20 protein-coding genes are annotated in these 24,093 nt (G+C 60.7%); 18 read left to right on the top strand and 2 right to left on the bottom strand.

What is annotated here, in order from left to right; all coding sequences use genetic code 11:
• Nucleotides 1-2: 2 nt before the first annotated feature.
• The gene (locus I554_RS0121050) at nucleotides 3-3,200 is read left to right on the top strand and encodes an efflux RND transporter permease subunit (protein WP_024574419.1); all 3,198 of its coding nucleotides are present in this window, start codon (nucleotides 3-5) and stop codon (nucleotides 3,198-3,200) included.
• Between the two features lie 447 nt (nucleotides 3,201-3,647).
• Here I554_RS0121050 and I554_RS0121045 read toward each other — a convergent pair whose 3' ends face one another.
• Entirely contained in the window at nucleotides 3,648-6,059 is a 2,412-nt protein-coding gene (locus I554_RS0121045) for a heavy metal translocating P-type ATPase (protein WP_024574418.1), read from the bottom strand.
• Between the two features lie 53 nt (nucleotides 6,060-6,112).
• Between I554_RS0121045 and I554_RS0121040 the strand changes: the two genes are divergently transcribed.
• The 14 genes from I554_RS0121040 (at nucleotide 6,113) to I554_RS0120975 (ending at nucleotide 18,515) form a co-directional block, all read left to right on the top strand.
• Nucleotides 6,113-6,388, top strand: coding sequence for a metal-sensitive transcriptional regulator (locus I554_RS0121040; RefSeq protein ID WP_009337977.1), 276 nt, complete (start codon nucleotides 6,113-6,115; stop codon nucleotides 6,386-6,388).
• Nucleotides 6,389-6,474: 86 nt separating this feature from the next.
• Entirely contained in the window at nucleotides 6,475-6,951 is a 477-nt protein-coding gene (locus I554_RS0121035; RefSeq protein WP_024574417.1) for a hypothetical protein, read from the top strand.
• A 79-nt stretch (nucleotides 6,952-7,030) separates the two neighbouring features.
• Nucleotides 7,031-7,330, top strand: a complete 300-nt coding sequence (locus I554_RS0121030; RefSeq protein WP_024574416.1) for a hypothetical protein — start codon at nucleotides 7,031-7,033, stop codon at nucleotides 7,328-7,330.
• A 9-nt stretch (nucleotides 7,331-7,339) separates the two neighbouring features.
• Complete coding sequence (locus I554_RS0121025) at nucleotides 7,340-8,800, top strand: TolC family protein (protein WP_024574415.1); 1,461 nt, start codon at nucleotides 7,340-7,342, stop codon at nucleotides 8,798-8,800.
• A gap of 11 nt (nucleotides 8,801-8,811) precedes the next feature.
• The gene (locus I554_RS0121020; protein WP_024574414.1) at nucleotides 8,812-10,191 is read left to right on the top strand and encodes a copper oxidase; all 1,380 of its coding nucleotides are present in this window, start codon (nucleotides 8,812-8,814) and stop codon (nucleotides 10,189-10,191) included.
• 47 nt (nucleotides 10,192-10,238) lie between these two features.
• The gene (locus I554_RS0121015; protein WP_024574413.1) at nucleotides 10,239-10,721 is read left to right on the top strand and encodes a cupredoxin family protein; all 483 of its coding nucleotides are present in this window, start codon (nucleotides 10,239-10,241) and stop codon (nucleotides 10,719-10,721) included.
• A gap of 31 nt (nucleotides 10,722-10,752) precedes the next feature.
• Complete coding sequence (locus I554_RS0121010) at nucleotides 10,753-11,826, top strand: GNAT family N-acetyltransferase (protein ID WP_244432812.1); 1,074 nt, start codon at nucleotides 10,753-10,755, stop codon at nucleotides 11,824-11,826.
• A gap of 12 nt (nucleotides 11,827-11,838) precedes the next feature.
• Nucleotides 11,839-12,144, top strand: coding sequence for a copper-binding protein (locus tag I554_RS0121005; RefSeq protein ID WP_024574411.1), 306 nt, complete (start codon nucleotides 11,839-11,841; stop codon nucleotides 12,142-12,144).
• Between the two features lie 69 nt (nucleotides 12,145-12,213).
• The gene (locus tag I554_RS0121000; RefSeq protein WP_024574410.1) at nucleotides 12,214-13,191 is read left to right on the top strand and encodes an FkbM family methyltransferase; all 978 of its coding nucleotides are present in this window, start codon (nucleotides 12,214-12,216) and stop codon (nucleotides 13,189-13,191) included.
• Between the two features lie 241 nt (nucleotides 13,192-13,432).
• Nucleotides 13,433-14,659 (top strand): OpgC domain-containing protein, encoded by a 1,227-nt coding sequence (locus tag I554_RS0120995; RefSeq protein ID WP_244432811.1) that lies wholly within the window; start codon nucleotides 13,433-13,435, stop codon nucleotides 14,657-14,659.
• A gap of 150 nt (nucleotides 14,660-14,809) precedes the next feature.
• The gene (locus tag I554_RS0120990; protein ID WP_024574408.1) at nucleotides 14,810-16,663 is read left to right on the top strand and encodes a DUF4396 domain-containing protein; all 1,854 of its coding nucleotides are present in this window, start codon (nucleotides 14,810-14,812) and stop codon (nucleotides 16,661-16,663) included.
• A gap of 32 nt (nucleotides 16,664-16,695) precedes the next feature.
• A complete protein-coding gene (copC, locus tag I554_RS0120985; protein ID WP_024574407.1) occupies nucleotides 16,696-17,058 on the top strand; it encodes a copper homeostasis periplasmic binding protein CopC in 363 nt (120 codons plus the stop codon).
• A complete protein-coding gene (gene copD, locus I554_RS0120980; RefSeq protein WP_024574406.1) occupies nucleotides 17,058-17,993 on the top strand; it encodes a copper homeostasis membrane protein CopD in 936 nt (311 codons plus the stop codon). Before copC ends, copD begins: the two co-directional genes overlap by 1 nt.
• A 48-nt stretch (nucleotides 17,994-18,041) precedes the next feature.
• A complete protein-coding gene (locus I554_RS0120975) occupies nucleotides 18,042-18,515 on the top strand; it encodes a DUF411 domain-containing protein (RefSeq protein ID WP_024574405.1) in 474 nt (157 codons plus the stop codon).
• A 104-nt stretch (nucleotides 18,516-18,619) separates the two neighbouring features.
• Here I554_RS0120975 and I554_RS27785 read toward each other — a convergent pair whose 3' ends face one another.
• Nucleotides 18,620-18,919, bottom strand: a complete 300-nt coding sequence (locus I554_RS27785; protein ID WP_155848251.1) for a hypothetical protein — start codon at nucleotides 18,917-18,919, stop codon at nucleotides 18,620-18,622.
• Between the two features lie 161 nt (nucleotides 18,920-19,080).
• Here I554_RS27785 and I554_RS0120965 point away from each other — a divergent pair, with 161 nt between their 5' ends.
• The 3 genes from I554_RS0120965 to I554_RS0120955 are packed head-to-tail and all read left to right on the top strand — an operon-like array spanning nucleotide 19,081 to nucleotide 24,085.
• Entirely contained in the window at nucleotides 19,081-19,491 is a 411-nt protein-coding gene (locus tag I554_RS0120965; RefSeq protein WP_024574403.1) for a FixH family protein, read from the top strand.
• Nucleotides 19,488-20,903, top strand: coding sequence for an efflux RND transporter periplasmic adaptor subunit (locus I554_RS0120960; RefSeq protein ID WP_024574402.1), 1,416 nt, complete (start codon nucleotides 19,488-19,490; stop codon nucleotides 20,901-20,903). The genes I554_RS0120965 and I554_RS0120960 overlap by 4 nt, the downstream gene beginning before the upstream one ends.
• Complete coding sequence (locus I554_RS0120955; RefSeq protein WP_024574401.1) at nucleotides 20,900-24,085, top strand: efflux RND transporter permease subunit; 3,186 nt, start codon at nucleotides 20,900-20,902, stop codon at nucleotides 24,083-24,085. Before I554_RS0120960 ends, I554_RS0120955 begins: the two co-directional genes overlap by 4 nt.
• Nucleotides 24,086-24,093: the final 8 nt, after the last annotated feature.

The raw sequence follows: 24,093 nt of genomic DNA, 5'->3' as shown, positions 1-24,093 counted from the left end.
AAGTGGCCTCGTACACTGACTCTCGCCCCTCCGGCCTGCAAGCGGCCATCATCGCATTCTCCATCCGCTTCCGCGGCGTGGTCATCGCGCTCGGCTGCATGTTGCTCGGCTACGGCATCTTCAGTCTGCTTGGCGCTAAATACGATGTTTTTCCTGAGTTTGCCCCGCCCCAGGTCAGTATCCAGACGGAAGCACAGGGCCTGACGCCGGAACAGGTCGAGATGCTGGTCACCACGCCGATCGAGACCCAAATCAACGGCGTGCCGGGAATTCAGAAACTGATCTCGACATCGATCCAAGGCATCTCCATCGTCAAGGTCTTCTTCGATCCGGGCAGCAACATCTATCTGGACCGACAGGTCGTGGCGGAACGCCTCGCCGTCGCCGCCCAACAGCTTCCGAAAGGGGTCAAGGCGCCGGCCATGACGCCGCTGACGTCGTCAACGGGGATCGTGCTGGTGGCAGGTCTTACCTCCAACACGCGTTCGCTGATGGATCTCAAGACCGTGGCGGAATGGACCATCCGCCCGCGGCTGCTCGCAGTGCCGGGTGTGGCCAATGTCTCCGTGTTTGGCAGCGACACGCGCTCTCTCCAAATCCAAGTTCGTCCCGACCAACTCGCGCGCTACCAGCTCGGGCTGAATGACGTGCTCGCGGCAGCCCAGAAGGCGACGGGCGTGCGCGGGGCGGGGTTTATCGATACGGCCAATCAGCGAATCGTCTTTCAGAGTGAAGGGCAATCGCTAACTCCCGACGAGCTCTCGCGCACCGTTTTGCTCTCCCAAGGAGCGGCCCGGGTAACGCTGGGCGATGTCGCTAAGGTGGTGGAGGCGCCCGAGCCGCCGATCGGCGCCGCCGCCATCGACGGCAAGCCCGGCGTCGTGATGAACGTCGAAGCGCAGTACGGGTCGAATACGGTGGAAGTGACGCGCGGGGTCGAAGCGGCCATCGCCGACCTGGCGCCGGGACTCAAGGCGCAAGCAATCGACCTCCACGAAAATCTCTTCCGTCCGGCGAATTTCATCAACACGGCAATGAGCAACATCCGCAGCTCCATGTATATCGGCGGAGTCCTCGTCGTCATTGTCCTCACCCTCTTCCTCTTCGATTTGCGCACGGCGGTGATTGCGGTCGTAGCCATACCGCTTTCTCTGCTCGCGGGTATCATCGTTCTCGAAAGGCTTGGCGGCACGCTGAACACAATGACGCTGGGCGGCCTCGCGATTGCCGTCGGCGTGGTGGTCGACGACGCCGTGATTGGGGTCGAGAATATCGTTCGGCGTTTGCGCGAAAACCGGCAACTTCCCGATCCACGCTCTGCCGCCCGAGTCGTCCTCGACGCCACTTTCGAAGTCCGGAGTCCCGTCGTCTACGCCACGTTCGCAGTGCTCCTCGTATTCGTGCCGATCCTTCTGCTGCCCGGCATTTCCGGCGCGCTGTTTGCGCCGCTCGGGATCAGCTATAGCCTGGCGGTGCTGGCCTCTCTCGCCGTCGCCTTGACCATCGTGCCGGCGTTGAGCATGGCCCTGCTGGCGCGGCGTGCTAAGGCGGACGAGCCTCCGGTCGTTCGCTGGTCTCGCGCGCGTTATGAAGCGCTGCTGCTGCGCATATCGAACCGGCCGCGCGTGGTCATCGCCTTGGCGGCAGCCTTCACCATCATTGGCTGCGCCACCTTGCCGCTGTTCGGCGCGAGCTTCATTCCCGAATTGAAGGAAGGCCATTTCATCATCCACATGTCGGCGGTGCCCGGCACGTCGATTGAGCGATCCTTGGCGATCGGCGCGCGTGTGTCGGCGGCGCTCCGAAATATCCCGGCGGTACGGTCGGTGGCGCAGCGGGTGGGCCGTGCGGAGCTTGCCGGCGATGTATACGGCACGCACTACAGCGAATTCGAGGTGGACCTCAAACCTAGCCTCTCGGGAGACGAGCAGGAGGGCGTGCAGGCAAAAATCCGGCAAGCACTGGCAGGCTTCGTTGGGGTGAATTTTTCGGTCAAGACCTTCTTGAGCGAACGGATCGAGGAGACCCTCTCAGGCTACACAGCCGCGGTAGCGGTAAACATCTTTGGTAACGATCTCGATGGCATCGACCGGAAAGCGCAGGAGGTCGCGCGTGCGCTCAACGGAATGAGGGGAGTCACGGAAGTCACGGTACAGTCACCTCCGGGCATGCCGCAATTGACGATCAGCCTGCGCAAGGCCGCGCTGGTCCGTTGGGGCTTTGATCCAACCGAGGTGCTGGACGCGGTGCGGACAGCCTATGCCGGCGATACCGTCGGACAAACGTACCAAGGCAATCAGGTCTTCAACGTAATGCTGATCCTCGACGCCAAGGATCGCAAAAGCGTCAGCGACATAGGCGACCTCCCGCTGCGGGCTCCTGACGGCATGCTCGTCCTTCTCAAAGAGGTCGCTGATATATACGAAGCGAGCGGCCGCTATCAGATTATGCACCAAGGCGGACAGCGGATGGCGAGCGTAACCTTCAATGTTGCCGGCGGATCGACCGCCGCTGTCGTGCGGGCAGCACGTGCCAGCATTGCATCTCAAGTCAAGCTGCCGGCCGGCACCTACATCCAGTTTTCCGGTAGCGCTCAGGCGCAGGCTCAGGCGCAGAGCGATCTGATCCTGAATTCCGTCATCGGCGGCATCGCCATTGTGCTACTATTGTCCATTGTTACGCGCGGCTGGCGCAACCTTGTTCTCGTTCTGATTAATCTGCCGTTCGCCCTCGTCGGCGGCGTCCTAGCGGTTTTCGGCACCGGCGGCCTGCTGACGCTCGGCTCAATGATCGGATTCGTGACCGTATTCGGAATAACGGTGCGCAACTCGATCCTGATTATCTCCCATTACGAGCATCTGGTTGAGGCTGAAGGTATGAGTTGGGGGCTGGCGACCGCAATCAAGGGCGCCGGTGATCGGCTGACGCCCATTCTGATGACCACACTGGTGACCGGGCTTGGGCTTCTGCCATTGGCGATTGGCAGTGGCGCACCGGGGCGGGAGATCGAGGGGCCAATGGCCATCGTCATTCTCGGCGGGCTCCTGACCTCAATGGTTTTGAACCTGCTTGTTCTGCCGACGCTGGCATTGCGCTTCGGGCGGTTCGAGCCGGCGATCGACGAACTCACCGCTTATCATCCCGAGCCTGCCAATGTTATACAGAATGTCCTTCCGCGCGGTGAACCGGGAGTAGGATGACGCAATAGCGACCGAGTGCTGTATGCAGCGGCAAGGTTTGAACCTACGACCTTCGGATTATCAATATCAAGCGGCCTTGAAGTAATGACTGCTCGTCGCAGGGCCAATCGCGGCACGCCGAAGATGGGAAAATCCGACACAGTGGCGATACGGCGAAGAGCAAGATCGCTTGCCTCAAATTGGTGCGCGGTAAAGTGTTGGCACTGAATCGAAAAATGGCGCGCTATTTCCGAACAAAACCGGGCAGTGTCGTTGCCAACGCCTGGAGTTTGGGAATGCGCCAAACGCCCTGGGGTGTTATCAACCCGAACTCGGTCAACTGCCCTCGCAACGTCTCCCAGAGGACAGATATGATCAGGGCTCGGATATGAACATCTTGAGGCTCGATTATCTTTCAAACTCAGCGGGTACTCAATCGCAGGTCCGCCAAGTTCGAACAGCCACACCTCACAAGTTTATGGACTTCAACCGGAGCGCATTGCCCACGACGCTGACTGAAGATAGCGCCATCGCCGCCGCGGCGATGATCGGCGACAGCAACAGTCCGAACGTCGGATAGAGCACGCCGGCGGCAATCGGTATTCCGGCGGCGTTGTAGATGAACGCGAAGAACAGGTTCTGCCGGATGTTGCTCATCGTCGCTTCGGAGAGACGGCGGGCGCGAACGATTCCCATCAAGTCGCCCTTGAGAAGTGTTGCGCCCGCGCTTTCCATCGCGACATCGGTGCCGGTGCCCATCGCGATCCCGACTTCGGCCGCGGCAAGGGCAGGGGCGTCGTTGACGCCGTCGCCGGCCATTGCGACGACGCGACCGGACTTCTGCAGCTTGCTCACGACGGCGCTCTTCTGGTCGGGCAGCACTTCCGCCTCGACCTCCGAGATGCCGAGCCGTTTCGCGACCGCATTCGCCGTCGTCCTGTTGTCGCCGGTCAACATAATGACCTTGATGCCGTCCGCCGCCAGCGCCTTCAAGGCATCGGGCGTGGATTGCTTCACTGGATCGGCGATTGCAAAGAGGCCCGCCAATTGTCCATCGAGTGCGATATTGATCACGGTTGCACCTTCACCGCGCAGGATTTCGGCTTGTGGCTCCAATGTTTGTGTCTCGACACCTAACGATTTCAAATAGGCCGCATTGCCAAGCAAGACAGATTTGCCGTCCACCCTGCCGGTCACACCTTTGCCTGTTGGCGAGTCGAATTCCTCTACATTGATCAATGTCAGATTGCGCTCTTTCGCCGCCCGTACAACGGCATCGGCCAGCGGATGCTCGCTGGCGCGCTCGACGCTCGCGGCGAGGCGGAGCAGATCGTCCTCCCGAAATCCCGCGACGGAAACGATAGAGACGACCTTTGGCTTGCCTTCGGTGAGCGTTCCCGTTTTATCGACCACCAGCGTATCGACCTTTTCCAGACGCTCCAGCGCTTCAGCATTTTTGATCAACACGCCCGCATGGGCGCCGCGTCCCACGCCGACCATGATCGACATCGGCGTCGCCAACCCGAGGGCACAAGGACAGGCAATGATCAGCACGCTGACAGCCGCCACCAGACCGAACGCCAGACGCGGTTCGGGCCCGAAAATCCACCAGGCGGCGAAGGCGACAAGCGCCGCGACGATGACGGTTGGAACGAACCACCCGGCAACCTGATCCGCGAGCCGCTGAATCGGCGCGCGCGAGCGCTGCGCTTGCGCCACCATCTGCACGATCTGGGACAACATGGTATCGCGCCCGACCTTCTCGGCTCGCATCACGAAACTGCCGGATTGATTCAGGGTGCCTGCGACGACCTTGGCGTCGGCCTCTTTGGTGACGGGCATGGATTCCCCGGTCACCAGGGACTCATCGAGCGATGAGCGCCCCTCAAGAATGATGCCGTCGACCGGGACTTTTTCGCCGGGCCGGACGCGCAGTTTGTCACCCACGTTCAGGCCGTCGAGCGGGACTTCATGATCGGTGCCGTCCTCTGCAACGAGGCGCGCCGTCTTCGGCGCGAGGTCGAGCAGAGCCTTGATCGCGCCCGACGTTGCCTCGCGAGCACGCAATTCGAGCACCTGGCCCAGCAGTACCAGGACGGTGATCACCGCCGCCGCTTCGAAATAGACGGCAACGGCGCCGTCATGCCCGCGAAACGCGGGCGGAAAGACCTGCGGGGCGACGGTCGCGACGAGGCTGTAGACATAAGCGACGCCGGTTCCCATCGCGATCAGGGTGAACATGTTGAGGTTGCGGGTCACCAGCGACTGCCAGCCGCGCACGAAGAACGGCCAGCCCGCCCAGATCACGACCGGTGTCGCCGAGACGAGTTGAATCCAGTTCGACAACGTTTGGTCGACCCAGCCATGGCCGCCGACCAGATGCCCGCCCATCTCGAGGACGACTGCGGGCAGCGCCAGCACGAGGCCGATCCAGAACCGTCGGGTCATGTCCGCCAGTTCGGGATTCGGTGCGGCGTCCAGCGTTGCCACTTCGGGCTCCAGAGCCATTCCGCAGATGGGGCAGTTGCCGGGTCCGATCTGCCGGATCTCGGGATGCATCGGGCACGTGTAGACCGTGCCTTCCGGAACAGGCGCCTTCGGTGCGGCCTTGGACTTGTCGAGGTAGGTTTCAGGAGCGGCCGCGAACTTCGTGCGACAGCCTGCCGAACAGAAATGGTAGGTGCGGCCTTGGTAATCGAACCGGTGCTTGCTCGTCGCCGGGTCGACGGTCATCCCGCAAACCGGGTCGAGGACTTTCTCCTTTTCCGCGGGAGGTTGATGATGCCCGTGATTGCCGTGGGCTTGGCCGCCATGCTGGTGAGTTGCCATCGAGGAGGTGTCCGGCTGGCCCGTGGAACTTGCGTTTCGCGACCTGGTCATTTAGGCCTCCTCATTGACTTGTAACAGGTACCCGGTAGGGGTATATAAAGCGAATGCGAAAAGACATCAAGACGTCATGCCAGAAACGCCTCAGCCGAATTGAGGGGCAGGTGCGCGGCCTCGCCAAGATGGTGGAGGAGGACCGCTACTGCATCGATATCGTAACGCAGATCTCCGCCGTTCGTGCCGCCCTGCGCCGCGTCGAGGAAGAGGTGTTGAAGGACCACGTCGCCCACTGCGTCGAGCATGCAATCGCGAGCGGCGACAAGGCGGATCAGCGCCGCAAGATCGCGGAATTGATGGCGGTAGTCGGACGGGCAGAACGATGAACCTCTCGGTTCCATCTTGGCGGCACGAGATTTCGCAGTTATGATTCCGAATCCGAGTACAGCAAATCGAAAGCATTGACGCATTGATGTTGGTCGGACTTACCAGGACGCAACGGGTTAAGGCAGGGTGGCTCATCGCCCTGGCCTATCTGTTTTGCGTGCTGGCACCGACGCTGTCCTTTGCATTGCCCGGCGGTCACGCCACGCCCTATTGCCTGACCGACGAGGATCATGTGCCGGGCATGGTCCACGTGCATCATGAAGGCATGATGCACGTCCACAACGACGGACATGCCCATCATCATTCCGGGGTCCAGACCCACGCGGATTCATCCGCGGATCATGATGTGAAATCGGTCGCGTTGAAGAGCGATTCCGGTCCGGCAAAGGCGCCGCATTCGGCGGATGGAAATTGCTGCGGCCTGATGTGTGTCACCGCGCTTCCCGCGACGCTCGTCGACGTGGCAAAGCCGTTGGTGCCGAAGGCCGTGCGCGAGGCCGAAAGCTACCGGAAGCTGACCGACAACGCGCCCCCACAGCGCTATCGCCCCCCCATTTCCTGACCTGACCCAAGTGTAACGCGGTGCCGCGCCCGTTCAGGGCACGTGTACCTGTGGTTCATCGTCAGTTCAGGAAAGTCTTATGTCAGCGCAGATTGGGGCGACTTCCGCCGCCGTTGGTTCGGTGGTGCGCGGAATATTCGAAAGAAAACTTGGGGCATTCGCAGGATTGGCTTTGGCCGCCATGACGCTCGGCGGCTGCGCAGTACCGCTGGCGCCGCTCGCCGGCGCGGACCCCGCTGATCCCGGAGCAAAGGTCGCGGGCGTCGGCTACCGGTCGACCACCGCCCCTTACACCAGCCTTCGCCCGACGACGCCTTCCGGCTGGAAGGAACAGAACCAGCGCGTCACGCCGTCACCGAAATCCGGGCACGAGCATTAGGAGCACGTCATGAAAATCATCCGTGGCGTGCCGCCCCATCTGAGCCGCCTCCGACACCATCGGTCGGCGTGGGCACTCACCGTGTCCCTGCTTCTTTCCGGCTGTGCGACGTTCTCGCCGGATCGGGGAATGGGCGTCGTGTCCGAGATCGCCGGCCAGACGATCAAGAAGGACGTGGTCGCGATCCGCTCCGTGGACGAAGCCCAGCAGGCTGACGACACCGTCAAGCGACTGCTGCGCCGGACGCTCAATGTCGAAACCGCCGTCCAGGTCGCGCTGCTCAACAATCGCGGCTTGCAGGCCGCCTACAACGAATTGGCGTTGGCGGAAACCGACCTTGTCCAGGAAAGCCTTCCGCCCAATCCGACCTTCTCGATTTCGAGGATCGCGGGCGGCGGTGCGGTCGAAATCGAGCGTCAGGTCGTCGGTGACATTTTGGCGCTGGCGACGTTACCATTCCGCTCCGAGATCGCCAGGAAACGATTCCACCAGGCCCAATTGCGGGCCGCATTGGAGACCCTGAGGCTCGCGTCTGATGTGCGGCGATCCTACTACCGTACTGTTGCCGCCAACGAGATGGTTGGCCTTCTGACAGATGCCAAGTCCACGGCGGAGGCGACCGCCAAGCTGGCCTCGAAGCTGGGTGAGACCGGTTCGCTCAACAAGCTCGATCAGGCCCGCGAGCAGGTCTTCTACGCGGAGACGACAGCCGATCTCGCCTCGGCACGTCAGGAGGCGACCAGTTCGCGCGAACGTCTCGCACGACTGATGGGGCTTTGGGACGGCGACCTTACGTTCCGTCTGCCCAAGACGCTTCCGCCATTGCCGCGACGTCCTTCCGCTCTGCCGTCGATTGAAGTGGATGCGGTGACGCACCGGATCGACCTGCAGATTGCACGCATCGAACTGGATGCGCTGGCGAAATCGCTCAATCTCACGGAAGCGAGCCGTTTCGTCACGCTGCTCGATGTTGCAGGAATTGCGAAGACCACCAGGGATCCCGATGGCTCCCGGTTCCGTGAACGCGGCTTCGACATCCAGTTCCAGATCCCGATCTTCGATGGCGGCGAAGTCCGGGTGCGACAAGCGAGCGAGACCTACAATCAGGCCTTCAATCGCCTGACCGAGAAGGCGATCAATGTGCGCTCGGAAGCACGCGACGCGTACCGGACGTATCGATCGAGCTATGAGATCGCCCGGCAGTACGAGCGCGAGGTTCTGCCACTCCGGAAGATCATCACCGAAGAAATGCAACTGCGCTTTTCAAGCATGCAGGTCGACGTGTTCGCGCTGCTGACGGAAGCGCGACAGCGCATCGCGTCGCTGCGGGCCGGAATCGATGCCAAGCGCGGCTTCTGGCTCGCCCAATCCGATCTGCAGACCGCCGTTAACGGTGGCGGCTCGGGAGAAACACCAACGGAGTCCCGTCCGACGACGACCGCCCAGGCTGGCGGCGGCGGCGGCCATTGATGGAGACGAACATGCTATCGCGAAGAGGATTTCTCGGTACCGCGGCGTTGGTGAGCGCCAGCGCCGTGAGCGGCCGCGTGCAGGCGGCGAATATTCCGGAAGCGCCGAACATGGACAAGGTGACGATGCAGCCGCCGCTGCATCCCACCAGCGGTCCCGATTACCGCCCGGTCGTGACCCTCAACGGCTGGTCGCTGCCCTGGCGCATGAACGGCGACTGGAAGGAATACCATCTCGTCGCGGAGCCCGTGGTGCGAGAGTTCGCCGACGGCATGAAGGCGTATCTGTGGGGTTACAACGGCCAGGCGCCGGGCCCGACGATCGAGGCCGTCGAAGGCGACAAGGTCCGCATCTTCGTCACCAACAAACTGCCCGAGCATACGACCGTGCATTGGCACGGCATGATCGTGCCGAACGGCATGGACGGCGTCGGCGGTCTCAATCAGCCGCATATCAAGCCCGGCAAGACCTTCGTCTACGAGTTCGAGATGAAGAACAGCGGGACGTTCATGTACCACCCGCATTCCGACGAGATGGTGCAGATGGCGATGGGCATGATGGGCATGGTCATCGTGCACCCGCGCGACCCGGCGTTCCGTCCCGTGGATCGCGACTTCGTCTTCATCATGAGCACCTACGACATCGATCCCGGCACTTATCTGCCGAAGGTCAACGAGATGACCGATTTCAACATGTGGACCTGGAACAGCCGCGTGTTTCCTGGGATCGATCCGTTGCCGGTCCGTCTCGGCGACAAGGTTCGTGTCCGCATCGGCAATCTCACCATGACCAACCATCCCATCCATCTCCACGGACACCACTTTGCCGTCAGCTGCACCGACGGCGGCTGGGTTCCTGAAAGCGCGCAATGGCCGGAGACGACGACCGACGTACCGGTCGGCGCGGTTCGTGCGTTCGACGTAGTCGCCGACAATCCTGGCGACTGGGCGTTTCACTGCCACAAGTCGCATCACACCATGAACGCCATGGGACACGACATGCGCAACATGATCGGCGTCTCGAAGAAGGATCTGGCGAAAGCCGTCGGCAAGCTGGCGCCCGACGCGATGGTGATGGGGTCGACGGGCATGGCGATGGGCGAAATGGAGATGCCCGCGCCGGACAACACGCTGCCGATGATGACGGGCTCCGGACAATTCGGGCCGATCGAAATGGGCGGCATGTTCACGGTGATGAAGATCCGCGAAGGCATGGCGCGCGACGATTACAGCGATCCCGGACCCTACAAGAATCCGCCTGGCACCGTCGCCTATGAGATCGATGCTCCAGCCGCGGAACCGGCCCGGCAGGATGGTGGCAAGGACAAGGGTGGGGCGACGGAAATGAAACGGATGAAGGGAATGAAAGGCATCAAGATGAAGGGGATGTGAGCGCGGCGTTCAGGCCGAATGTTTCAACCGAACGAAGGAGACGCGACATGAAAGAACTGCATCGAACTGGCGTCGCACTATTTGCAACGCTGCTCTTGGCGACGCCGGCATGGGCCGGGGCAGCGCTTGCCGGACATCAGGACGACACGTTTTCGGCTGGTGAGCCGGGCGAGGCGAACAAACCAGCACGGATCGTTCAAGTGACGATGGGCGAAGCCGACGGCAAGATGACGTTCACGCCGAACAAGATCGAGGTCAAAAAGGGCGAGCAGATCAAGTTCATGCTGCGCAACAACGGCGAACTCGACCACGAGTTCATTCTCGCGACCACCGCCGAAAATCTCAAGCATGCCGAGTCGATGAAGAAGAATCCCGACATGGAGCATGATGATCCGAACGGCAAGCGCCTCGCGCCGAAGAAGACGAGCGAGATCGTCTGGAAATTCACAAAGCGCGGCACTTTCGAATACTCCTGTCTGATCCCTGGCCATCGCGAAGCCGGGATGATCGGCACGGTCGTCGTCAAGTGAACTGATGACATTTGCCATGCAAGAGGCTGCCATGAACGACTACCAGATCGATCGCGTATCGGACGACGGCTGGCACGCAGCGATGGCGACGTTTGCCGACGTTCACTACGAGCAGACAGCAATTTACGGCTCCGGGCAACGGGGCGAGCGCTCGAGCCACATTCTTTTGCAACGCGAGGGGGTTCCGGTCGCAGGCGCTCGGGTAGGCCTTTATCTGGTGCCTTATCTCGGTCGCGGCATGGCGCTCGTGCGCTTCGCGCCGTTCTGGCGTTCTTTCGACGGTGCTCTCGATCCGGAGCGTTACCGGACTGCAGTGGCGGCGTTGGTGGACGAATATTGTCGACGACGAAAGCTTTACCTCGTCCTTCGTCCGCGGCCGCATCCCGACTTTTATCCGATCGAAGCGCAAATCCTGAGCGAAATGGGTCTCGCAGGCTCCGCGTCATCGATGCTTGACCGCTATTTCGTCGATGCGACGCTGGACGAAGCGGAGCAGCAGAAAAGCCTAGACCAGCGATGGCGCTACAATCTCCGCAAGGGTCTTGCGCACAACCTCGACGTTCGCATCGGTGACGCTCCCGCCGACATCAAGGCCTTCCAGGACGTCTATGCCGAGATGGTTCGGCGCAAGAACCTGAACTATCCGGGCGTCGATCTGCCCGCGTCCATTCCGGACCTGATGCGGCTTCCGGAGCGAATGAAGATGCGCATCGCGCTGGCGCATCACGAGGGAAGGCCGATCGGCGGCATCGCATTCAGCGTCGTGGGTGATCTCGCCTACTACGTTTTCGGTGCGACCAGTGATGAGGCAACCGCGTTGAATGCCGGATACGTCCTGCAATGGCACGTCATGCGCTGGCTGCGGGAAAACACGAAGGTGCGCTGGTACGAACTCGGCGGGCCCGGTGATCCGGGAATTCGGCAATTCAAAAAGGGACTCGCGGGCAAACGAGGCGTTCTGCTTGCCGTCCGGGAATTTCACTACTGCCCCGACGTGACCGCGCGCGTGGTCGTGGGAGGACTGTTCGCCCTCCGCGACGCGCGCAACAGGATCCAGCGCTGGCAGCGTGAAAGAAGGCCTTCCGAGGGAAGGCAAAGTAACTGAAGAGGAATGAAAATGAAAACACGCAACTTCATGGCGGGAATTTTCGCGATCGCTTTCGCCTTGTCGTCCGCCGCCGCCATCGCGCAGGCCGACATGGCCAAGGGCGAAGTCAAGAAGATTGACGAGTCCGCCGGCAAGATCACCTTGAAGCACGGACCGATCAAGAACCTCGACATGGACGAGGACGGCATGACGATGGTGTTCCGCGTCCAGGACCCGGCGATGCTGAAACAGGTCAAGGTCGGCGACAAGGTGCAATTCCAAGCCGAACGGGCAACGGCTGGCATCACCGTCACCAAGATCGAGAAGCAGAAATAGCACCCGGCTTTCCGACGCCGTCGGCCTCAGGTTCGGCGGCGTCGGATGCGGCGGAGTAGGAGTTTTAGGATGGAGGGATCGTTGCGTCGTAACGATGGGGTCAATGCAGAGTTTTTCTACGACCGTCAGAGCGGCAGCCTAAGTGGGGCAAGCCTGGTCGACCAAATGGCGGTGTGCGCACTGCAGGTCGGCTCCGTCGTTACGCGGCCCGTCGGTCACCGCGGTTACGGATGGGGGTGCGACGTGGTTTCCTGCGCCGTCGCGCAACGCGACATCGTCGTTGGATTGAATGCAGATGCAAGATTTGCGATTCCGTTTTGTGATCGATACTGGAGCCGAATCCTCAACGGTCGGTACGACTACGAAGAAGAGATCGAGGCGTTTCTGAAGAGCGTCGCCGACATCAGGTACACCTTCGTCGATTGCGGGGCCAATTTCGGCTACTGGTCGGTCCTCGCATCGAGCGAACCGTTCGGCCGCCAGACCGTCCTGGCGATCGAAGCCTCACCCGATAACGCCGCGCGGCTCGCATTGAACGCCGGATTGAATGGTAACCGGTATCGCTGCGTGAACGCGGCCATCGGCGGCAGCACAGGCGGATTCGTGCGTGTCGCGGGACGACGACACGAGGCATTTTCGACGTATGCGGCGAAGGAGGACGATCACGGAGCGGTGAGACGCGTCTCGCTCGACGGCCTACTCGGCAGCGTCCTCGATGCACAGGCGCCGACGGTCATCAAGCTGGATGTCAAAGGGGTTGAGATCGAAGCAATCGAAGGCGCAAAGAACTTGTTGTCCGGAGATTCGCTTTTGATCTGCGAGGATCGCGGCTCGGATCGGGCGCACGGTGTTTCGTATCATTTGATGAATGAGGCCGCGTTGAGGCTCTACATCTTCGACCCCGCCGATTGTCGTTTCGTTCGCGTCGAAGGTCCGGCGGTGCTGGATCGCGTGAAGCGATATCGTTGGGTCGGCTACAACGTGTTCGCCACGCGAAGCCCGGTTTGGGAAGACCGATTGCAGTCTGCGCAATGGATTCGCCGATGACCGAGGGCGACATGCGGCGCGATCCGAATGCAGGTTCGCTCGGCGGAGGCACCGCCGAAGGCCATGGAGCGGAGCGTCCGCCGGGCCATGATACCGTGGCATCCCGAACTTCCTCATGTCGGCGGAAGCCTCCTTTTCAGATTGAACTTGCAATGACTGATTGGACAGCCCGTTCCGGAAGGCTCGCCCCAAGGCGAGCGGCCGAGTCAGCAGGGAACATTGGAAGACTGGAAGGATGACGATGAGTCTGCCTAGACAGGATCGGGGTCCGGCGCGGCGCTCGCAAAGCGCATCCGTTCGGGCGGAAAAGCCGATCGCTGGGGAACGCAGATCATCATCCTTGGGGCGCGACCTGCGGCTGGATCTGTTCCGCGGACTGGCGAATTGGGCGATCTTCCTGGACCACATTCCGAATAACGCGGTTGCCTGGGCGACCACGAGAAACTACGGCTTCAGCGACGCCGCGGACGTCTTCGTGTTCATTTCCGGTTACACCGCCGCCTTCATCTATGCACGCAGGATGGCCGCGCAGGGATACCTCGCGGGGATGGCCTTGCTGATCCGCCGCGTGTGGCAACTCTATGTGGCGCATGTTCTGTTGTTCGTGTTCTACGCCGCGGCCATCGGGTATGTGGCGCAAAGCTACGGACATTCCCACCTGCTTGACGAATTCAACGTGGCCGGACTGATCCAGCAGCCGGTAGCGACTCTCACACACGGCCTCCTTCTCAAGTTCAAGCCGCTCAATCTAGACGTCCTACCTTTGTACATCGTGCTGATGGCGGGCTTTGCCCCGTTGCTGATGCTGATGATGCGGGCCCCGGACGCGGCGCTGACTGCTGCAACCGCGGTCTATTTGCTGGCGCGCCATTTCGGCTGGAATTTCCCTGCGCATCCTTCCGGCGGCTGGTACTTCAATCCGTTTACATGGCAGCTTCTGTTCACGATGGGCGCTTGGGCGGCATTGGGCGGTGCCGCGCGGGCGCAGGCGTTGGCTCGGTCCCGAATTGTCCTGATTGCGAGCGTGGCATTCGTGGTTTTCGCATTCGTCGTTACGGTCGGCGCTCGCCTCGGTCTATCGACGTCGCTGTCGCCCGTGTTCGATGTCCTTAGTGAGAAAACCAATCTTGCTCCCTACAGGATCCTTCATTTTCTGGCGCTTGCGGTGATCGTGGTTCGTGTCGTTCCGCGAGACTGGAACGGCCTTCGTTCGAGGCTGGCGCGTCCGATCATCGTATGCGGTCAGAGGTCGCTGGAGGTGTTCTGCATAGGAATTTTCCTGTCGTTCGTCGGGCATTTCATTCTGGAGATGTATTCGGACCGTCTGCTTACCCAAATCGGGGTGAGTGTTGGCGGACTTCTGCTGATGACGACCGTCGCGCTCTATCGGACGTGGTCCCGAACTCTTGACGTGCGTTCCCCCAAGGCGCCGGTCACGCGCGGCAATCAGCCGAAAAAGGGAGAATGAATGATGCACCCACCGGTCATCACGGTTTGCGACGTGGGCGGCCTTCTTCGGAAAGAACGATGAGGCAGCTCGGGCGTCAAAAAGACAACCGGAAACACGCCTGTGGTCGATGGTCCGCATGTTCAGCGATTGGGTTTGAGCGAGGTCTCCATGATTGCCCTTCCATATGACTACTTCTTGATTGCCTGGTTCGTTCTCGCGGCCGCCTCCACGGCGTACGTTGCGTTCGATCAATTCAATGGCAACCCTGAACCGGTAGTGATGAAGTGGGGCTTCATTCTAGTCACGCTCTATATGGGGCCATTCGGTCTGCTGCTCTACGTACTGGCAGATAAGGAGCCGCGCCCCGGTGAGCACGAACGGTTCACAGCGCCGCTTTGGAAACAAGGGATCGGAAGCACTATCCACTGTGTCGCTGGCGACGCCACCGGGATTATTCTAGCGGCGGTCGTGACGGCATCGCTCGGACTGCCGATGTGGATCGACCTGATCGTCGAATATATCGCCGGGTTTTCGTTCGGGCTTTTCATCTTCCAGTCGCTCTTCATGAAAAAGATGATGGGCGGCACCTACTGGGAAAACGTGCGCAAGAGCTTCATGCCCGAATTCATCAGCATGAATGCCATGATGGCGGGAATGGCGCCAACGATGAGCTTGTTGATGATGGGCCGCGATATGCGCGCCATGGATCCGCTGGAATTGGTTTTCTGGGGCGTGATGTCGCTCGGTGTCATGGTTGGGTTTACGACGGCGTACCCGTTCAACGTCTGGATGGTGAAGAAGAAGGTCAAACACGGCCTGATGACCGTTCGGTCCAATGATGACGCAAAAGCCCACGATGACCACACAAACAAGCCGGCCATGGAGAAGATGGCCCACGGCAGCGACCATCAGATGGGAGGCGACGCAACCACCCCGCAGTTGGTGGCGCTCGCCGGCGTGACGGGGTTTCTCCTGATATCCGGAATGGTCATTCCCGGCTTTTCCGTGAACCTCAGTCTCAGCGCCCGCGACGTCGATGCCTCCATCATGCCGCCGGGTATGATCAACACGTTCGATCTTCCCGGTGAGGCCATGAAGGACATGGCCGCTGTGAAGCCGCGACAGGTTACCTATATTGCTCCGCCCGACGCAAAGGGCGACCAGGTGCTGCAACCGCGGATCGAGAACGGCGTCAAAGTGTTTGACTTGGAAGCGTCCGTCATTCGCTGGAACATTCTTCCCGACGAAGCCGTCGATGCTTACGCCTACAATCATCAGGTGCCGGGGCCCCGGTTACAGATGACCGAGGGCGATCACGTCCGCTTCAACTTTCACAACAATCTCCCGGAATCCACGACCGTGCATTGGCACGGCCTGATAGTGCCGAACAAAATGGATGGCCCGGCGAAGATCACCCAGGATCCGGTGCCTCCAGGCGGTTCCTACACCTACGAATTCACGGTCGGGCAAAGCGGTACGTATTTTTACCACAGCCACGACCACCCGGACCGGCAGCAGGCGCTCGGGCTCTACGGCGCATTGCTGATTGCGCCCAAGGATCCATTGACCGAAGTGAAAGCCGATCTGGATTACACGATCCAGTTGCAGGAATGGCTGAAACGCGAATGGCTGACCTATCCCGCCATGTCGATGGAAGGAGCGATGCCGAACTACTTCACCATTAACGGCAAGGCCTATCCTTCGACCGACACGATTGCAATGAAGGTCGGGCAAACCATCAAGCTGCGGTTCATCGGCACCAACAATAACTTCATTCATCCCATGCATGTCCACGGCGGCCCGTTCGAGGTCGTCGCGGTCGATGGCGTGACGTTGAACGAAAGCGCGCGTTATCAGGCGGACACCGTCAACGTCGGCCCAGGCCAACGCTATGACGTCATATGGACCGCCCGCAAGCCGGGCAAATGGCTCGTGCATTGTCACATCCCGCATCACACCGCGAACAACAATGTCGAGCAGCAGGACGGCGGAGGCCTGATGCTCGTTCTCGACGTGAAATGAATCTCCGTCTTACAGCCACACAGGAAGACATGATGTCGAAGATCTCAACGAGCCTTGCATTGATCACAGCAATTCTTTCAGGCGGGGTTGCTCTTGCTCACCCGCAACTCGAGACGTCAGATCCTGCCGCTGGCGCGACGACGTCGTCGCCCAAGCAGATCAGGATCACCTTCAATGAAGTGGTGATACCGAAATTCTCCGGGATCGAAATCAAAGACAAGGTGGGCCGGGCGGTCGCCATCGGAAAGTCTTCCGTTGATCCGGCCGACAAGAAGCGATTGGTCGTTCCAGTGAAGGAGGAATTGTCTCCCGGTGAGTACAAGGTCGATTGGCACGCCGTCTCGGACGACACCCATCGCGTCAAGGGCTCCTATTCATTCAGCGTAACCCGCTGATGATCGAGGTCGGACTTATCATCGCGCGGTTCCTGCACTATCTGGCGACAACGGCCCTCGCGGGTCTGTCGTGGTTTCCACTCTATGCATATGCGGGAGCCGAACCGGACGTCTTGGGTCGTTGGCGGCAACGGTGGCTTTTGTGGACCGCCGTTGCGACGCTGTTCAGCGGCCTAGGCTGGTTTGCGTTTGCGGCCGCGAATATGAGCGGCAGCATGGCCGATCTCGTCGATGCAGGGACAGTATGGGCGGTCCTCCATGACACGGGTTTCGGTGCCGTTTGGACGTCGCGCATGCTCCTTGCGACACTCACGGTTGGCGTGGCGGCATGGGGCCTTCGTTCGAAGGTGGCGGCGCATCACCAGAACTGGATGATGCCGCTCCTGGCCGCAATCCTTTTGGCGTCGTTGGCCGGGACGGGTCACGCTCAGATTGAGGACGGCTGGGCTGGCGTCGTGCACATTGTTGCCGATGCCATACACCTTCTCGCTGCCGGAGCCTGGCTCGGCGGCCTTATTCCATTGGCGTTGATCCTGCATCGCTATCTCGGAACGGATCTTAACGTCGGACCGAAGGACATGGACCGAATTCTGATCCGGTTCTCCGGCATGGGATATCTTGCGGTTGCTGCGTTGATCGGGTCGGGCCTCGTCAACGGCTGGTTTCTGGTCGGATCGCCGTCCGGGTTGCTGGACACGCCGTACGGCCAAATCCTTCTCGGGAAGCTTGCACTGTTCGGTGGAATGCTCGCGCTCGCGGTCGCGAATCGGTTCTGGCTCGTTCCATCGATGGGCAGGATTCGAACGGATGCGGCTGAGGGATTGACGAGGTCGTCCGCAAAGCTGCGCAACCATGTGCTCGGAGAGCAGGTCTTGGGATGGATGGTTCTCCTGGCGGTCAGCATCCTCGGTACGATGCAGCCGGCCGTCGGGTAGTGACAATGGAATTACGTGAAGGATGATCCGCTTGGAAGGAGGCTCAAGGTGAACACAGGTAACGTATCGCGGCGGAGCGCACTGGGAATTGTCGCGGCGGCATTGATTGCTCCGACGGTTTCCGAGGCTGTAGAGAGCACCATCATCCGTGTTCACAAGGATCCGAGTTGCGGTTGCTGCTCGGGGTGGGTGCGCCATCTGGAAGTGGCAAGATTTAACGTCACAGTTCAGGAAGAGAGAAACCTTCAGAACATCCGAAAGCGCTTGGGAGTCCCGACCGATCTGGCCGCATGCCATACGGCAGAAGCGGGCGGCTACGTCATCGAGGGACATGTTCCGGTGGCGGCCATTCAGCGCTTGTTGAGGGAGCGTCCCGTTGCGACGGGCGTGGCCGTGCCGGGAATGCCAATGGGGTCGCCCGGCATGGAGGGGGGAGCACACGAACGATACGCGGTCGTTCTGTTCGGGTCGGATGGTCGACGTACCTACATGGAGTTTGAGGGGACGCGGTCGGTCGGCTAAAGCAGATCGATTTCATTAACCAGTTCGGCTTCTGCATTTGGCATAGTGATCCGTCGTTGCCGAATATGTGAAGGATTCCCACTTTTCCGGTTCCCGAGGTCGTGTCAGGGTAGAGTATGGATATTCGCCATCTCATAGGTCGAGTGCTTGCGGTCGTCGCGATCGTAGGGCTCGTCGCAGCGCCGCTGGTATCGCCAGCCGCCGAGATAGGGCCGTCCAACGTCGCGATGTCCGACATGGCGTCGATGGCTGGCGACATGCCGTGTTGTCCGGACACGCAAAAGAAGAATGACTGCAAGGATTGCCCGCTGCTTGCGATTTGCGCAGTGAAGAATTTGGCGTCGCATCCCGCTGTCGAGGCGATTGTCGTGCGTGTAGCTCGGCATCACCAAATCGCGCTCCATGATGATCTCATGAGCGACGGGCTCGATCGTCCACCGCCCGACCATCCTCCTCGAACCCTGGTCTGATCGGCGTATCAGCGCCGTTCGATACCGCGCGGTCGAACCTGCGCGGATGATGCGCGCCGTCATACGGCAGACCAACGAAGTTCGAGGATTTACACATGAGTATGTCAGGTTATACGCGCACCCTTCAGGGTGCGTTGATCGCTATGGCCGTAATCGGTGCTGCCAGCACCGCAGCCTTTGCGGACATTAAGGACTACAAGTTTGAACTGATCGATCAGGCCGTCCAGGCTGGGCCTGACAAGGTCATCGCCGTCAAGTTGATCAATAACAAGACCGGAAAGCCGGTCCCCGACGCGGTGATCTTCGCGATCCGTCTCGATATGGCGCCAGACGGTATGCAGGAGATGGCGACGAAGATCACGCCGATGCCGGGAAGCGAGCCTGGCATCTACAAGTTCAAGGCGACGTTCGGCATGGCGGGCCGTTGGCAATTGTCGCTCGGCGCCAAGGTGCAGGGCGAGACCGGCACTGTCGAAAACAAGCTCGTCATCACGGCGCAGAAATGAGCCGGGCTGTCCTGACAGGTGTTGCCGCCGGCGCAATAATTGCGGCGGTCGGCGGCGCATTCATTGCCGACCATGTGCGCAGGGTTGGCTTGGTTCATTTCACGACGTCGGCGGCGGCCGAGTCCGCCGCGGCACCGATTTACTATCGGGATCCAGATGACAAGCCGTTCTACTCGTTGACGCCGAAGAAAACGGCGGATGGGCGGGCGTACCGCGCGGTGCCGTCCGGCGCGGACCTCAGCTTTGATAATCCCGTGCACGAGGAGATCGGCACCAAGGTTGCCGACACCAAGGGTATCGAGCGCAAGATCAAATACTACCGCAACCCGATGGGCCTTCCGGACACGTCGCCAGTGCCGAAGAAGGATTCGATGGGCATGGATTACATCCCCGTCTATGAGGGCGAGGACACCGGCGACGGCTCGGTCAAGCTGTCGCCGGGCAAGATCCAACGCACGGGCGTGCAATCCGAACGCGCCGCGCCCCGCGTGGTCCGAACGCTGGTTCGGGCGCCCGGCACGATTCAGCTCGATGAGCGGCGGATATCCGTCATTTCAATGCGCGCGGAAAGCTGGGTGCAGAAGGTTTCCAACGTCACCACCGGATCTGCCGTCAAGAAAGGGCAGCCGCTGATGGAAATTTACAGCCCAGCGATTTCCTCGGCGGCCGCGGACTACATTTCAACGATCAATTCTTCGGCCACAGGCGGTAACGGGCCATACGGTCGCGGATCGCGACAACGCTTGATGAATCTCGACGTTCCGGACGCGGCGATCGTCGCCATGGAAAAGAGTCGCACAGTTCCGATTGCGATTGAATGGTCCGCGCCACGTGACGGCATCGTGCTGGAACGCAACGCCATCGAGGGCATGCGGGCACAGCCCGGGGATGTCCTGTTCCGTGTCGCCGACGTCTCCATGGTGTGGGCCCTGGTGGATGTGGCCGAACGAGATCTCGGTGCAGTGCGCGTAGGCCAAACGGTCACCGTGAGGGCACGCAGTTTTCCGGGGCGTGCGTTTTCCGGAAAGATCGGCGTCATTTATCCGCAGGTGAACCGCGAAACCCGTACCGCACGGATCAGGGTCGAACTTTCCAACCTTGATCTCGCCTTGCTTCCTGACATGTACGTCGACGCCGAGATCGATACGGGCGATCCGGCACCGGTTCTGGCGATTCCGGAAAGTGCGGTGCTCGATACTGGTACGCGGCAGTCGGTGTTGGTGGACAAGGGGCAGGGCCGCTTCGAGCCGCGGGAGGTGAAGCTCGGTCAGCGTGGCAACGGTTACGTCGAGGTGAAGGACGGTCTCCACGACGGCGAACCCGTGGTGGTGTCGGCGAACTTCCTGATCGATGCCGAAAGCAATCTGAAGGCTGCGCTGAAGGGTTTCTCGGAAGCGGGAGGCCAGCCATGATCGCACGCCTGATCGCCTGGTCGGCCCGCAATCTGCTGTTGGTATTGTTCGGCGCGGGTTTCGCGGCTGCTGCAGGCATCTATGCATTGGTGCACCTGCCGCTGGATGCGATTCCGGACCTCTCGGACACGCAGGTCATCGTCTACACGGAATATTCGGGTCAGGCGCCGCAGGTCGTCGAAGACCAGGTAACCTATCCGCTGGCGACGGCGATGCTGACGGTACCGAAATCGAAGGTGGTGCGCGGGTTTTCGTTCTTCGGCGTGTCCTTCGTCTACGTGATCTTCGAGGACGGAACGGACATCTACTGGGCGCGCTCGCGCGTGCTCGAATTCCTCAACGGTGCCGCGCCGCGATTGCCGTCCGGCGTGACGCCGACCATTGGCCCCGACGCCACCGGGGTCGGCTGGGTCTACCAGTACGCCGTGGTCTCCAAGGACCTCAATCTTGCAGACACGCGGGCCATTCAGGACTGGAATCTGAAATTTGCGCTGGCGAAAGCGGGAGGCGTCGCGGAGGTCGCGAGCGCCGGCGGCTTCGTGCGCCAATACAACGTCGTTCTCGACCCACAGCGCATGCGCGACCGCGGCATCACCATGCAGAAGATGCGTGACGCGATCCGCGCCAGCAACGCCGACGTCGGCGGACGAACCGTTGAACTGTCCGAGTTCGAGTATGTCATCCGGGGCAGAGGCTACATCAAGGACATCAACGACCTCGGCAACATTGTGCTCAAGACCGACAACGGCACGCCCGTGCTGTTGCGCGACGTCGCCCGCGTCGAACTTGGCCCGGACGAACGGCGCGGCATTACGGAATTAAACGGAGAAGGAGAGGTCACCAGCGGCATCATTCTGCAACGATTTGGCCTCAACGCTCTCGACGTCATCAACAACGTCAAGGAACGGTTCAAGGAGATCGCGAGCAGCCTGCCAAAGTCGGTCGAGATTGTTCCGGTCTACGATCGCTCGACCTTGATCAATGCCGCTATCGCGACGCTCAAGCATACCTTGTTCGAGGAGAGCATCATCGTCGCACTGGTCTGTATCGTCTTCCTGCTGCATGTCAGGAGCGCGCTAGTCGCCATTCTGATGCTGCCTGTCGGCGTACTGATGGCGTTCGGCGCGATGAAGCTGCTCGGCATCGGATCAAACATCATGAGCCTCGGCGGCATCGCGATCGCGATCGGGGCCATGGTAGATGCGGCGATCGTGATGATCGAGAATGCGCACAAACGTCTGGAACGTGCCGTGCCCGGTCAGTCGCGTCTCCAAATCCTGATCGATGCCGCATCCGAAGTCGGGCCCGCGCTGTTTTTCAGCCTACTGATCATCACTGTCTCCTTTATGCCGATCTTCACATTGGAATCGCAGGAGGGGCGGCTATTCAGCCCGCTGGCCTTCACCAAGACGTTCGCGATGGCGGCGGCTGCCCTTTTGTCGGTAACGCTGGTGCCTGCGTTGATGGTGATCTTCGTCCGCGGGCGGATCGTTCCGGAGCACAAGAATCCGATTAACCGCTTTCTGATCTGGATCTACCGACCAGTCATTAAGGGCGTAATGCGGGCGAAGACGCTGGTCATCGTTCTCGCCGTCGCAATACTCGCTGTCACCGTGTGGCCCGCGCGCCAACTCGGCACGGAATTCATGCCCAACTTGAACGAGGGCACGTTGCTCTACATGCCGACGACCTTGCCGGGCATTTCCGTCACCAAGGCGGGCGAACTGCTGCAGACCCAAGACCGGATCATTCGCTCGTTCCCGGAAGTGGCCTCGGTGTTCGGCAAGGCTGGGCGTGCCGCGACCGCGACCGATCCGGCGCCTTCGGAAATGTTTGAAACCATCATCAATCTCAAGCCGAAGGAGCAGTGGCCGCCCGGCGTGACCATCGATAGTCTGATCGCCAAAATGGACAAGGCGTTACAATTTCCGGGCGTCTCCAATGCGTGGACCATGCCGATCAAGGCCCGCATCGACATGCTGTCAACCGGAATTCGCACCCCGGTTGGTGTCAAGGTGATCGGTCTGGATCTGGTGGAGATCGACAAGCTGGCGAAGCAGGTCGAGCGCGTCCTGAAGGCTGTGCCCGGCACGTCCTCCGCATATGCCGAGCGCGGCATCGGCGGTTACTATCTGGACATCACGCCTGATCGGATGGCGCTCGCGCGTTACGGCATCATGATCCAGGACGTGCAGGACACCATCGCCACTGCCCTCGGCGGACAGACGGTGACCACCACCGTCGAGGGCCGTCAGCGCTTTACGGTCAACATGCGGTATCCTCGCGACCTCCGCGACAATCCCCGCAAGATCGCGTCCGACGTGCTTGTGCCAATGCCACAGGGCGGCGCTGTACCACTGGGCGAGGTCGCCAAGATCAGTCTAGATCCCGGGCCGACCTCGATCCGGACCGAAAACGGGCAGCTCGCGAGCTACGTCTACGTCGATATTCGTGACCGCGATCTCGGCGGGTATGTCGCCGATGCGCAAAAGGCGGTACAGGCCAGCATTCAGTTTCCGCCTGGTTACTACGTGATGTGGAGCGGACAGTATGAATACCTCGAGCGTGCCACCGCGCGCCTCAAGATCGTTGTCCCGGTGACGTTGCTGATCATTTTCCTGCTGCTGTATCTGAACTTCCGTTCGATCACCGAGACCATGATCGTCATGCTGTCGCTGCCGTTCTCCTTAGTGGGCGGCCTCTGGCTGATGTGGTGGCTCGGCTTCAACCTTTCCGTCGCCGTCGCCGTCGGGTTCATCGCACTTGCGGGCGTTGCCGCCGAGACCGGTGTCGTCATGCTGATCTATCTCAATCAGGCCTATTCCGAGATCGAAACAAAGCGTACGGCTGAGGGCCGCTTGGTCACGCGAGCGGATCTTTACGACGCCATCATGGAAGGCGCGGTTGAGCGCGTCCGCCCCAAGATGATGACGGTCGTTGCTATCATGGCGGGCCTCCTGCCGATCATGTGGAGCACCGGTACCGGATCGGAAATCATGCAGAGGATCGCGGTGCCGATGATCGGCGGCATGATCTCGTCAACAGTGCTGACGCTGGTCGTGATCCCGGCGATCTTCGGCCTGATCAAGGGCTTCCGGTTGCCGGAAGGTCCTCACGGGCCGATGACGTCATCAACCCCGACATCGAAACGGCGACCACGCATTCCAGAGCCTGCCAACTGAGGAGATGA

Source organism: Afipia sp. OHSU_II-C1 (assembly GCF_000497575.1).
In the GTDB taxonomy this organism is placed as follows: domain Bacteria; phylum Pseudomonadota; class Alphaproteobacteria; order Rhizobiales; family Xanthobacteraceae; genus Afipia.
Note: the sequence above shows the minus strand (reverse complement) of the source record. Positions and strands in the feature narration are given on the sequence as shown.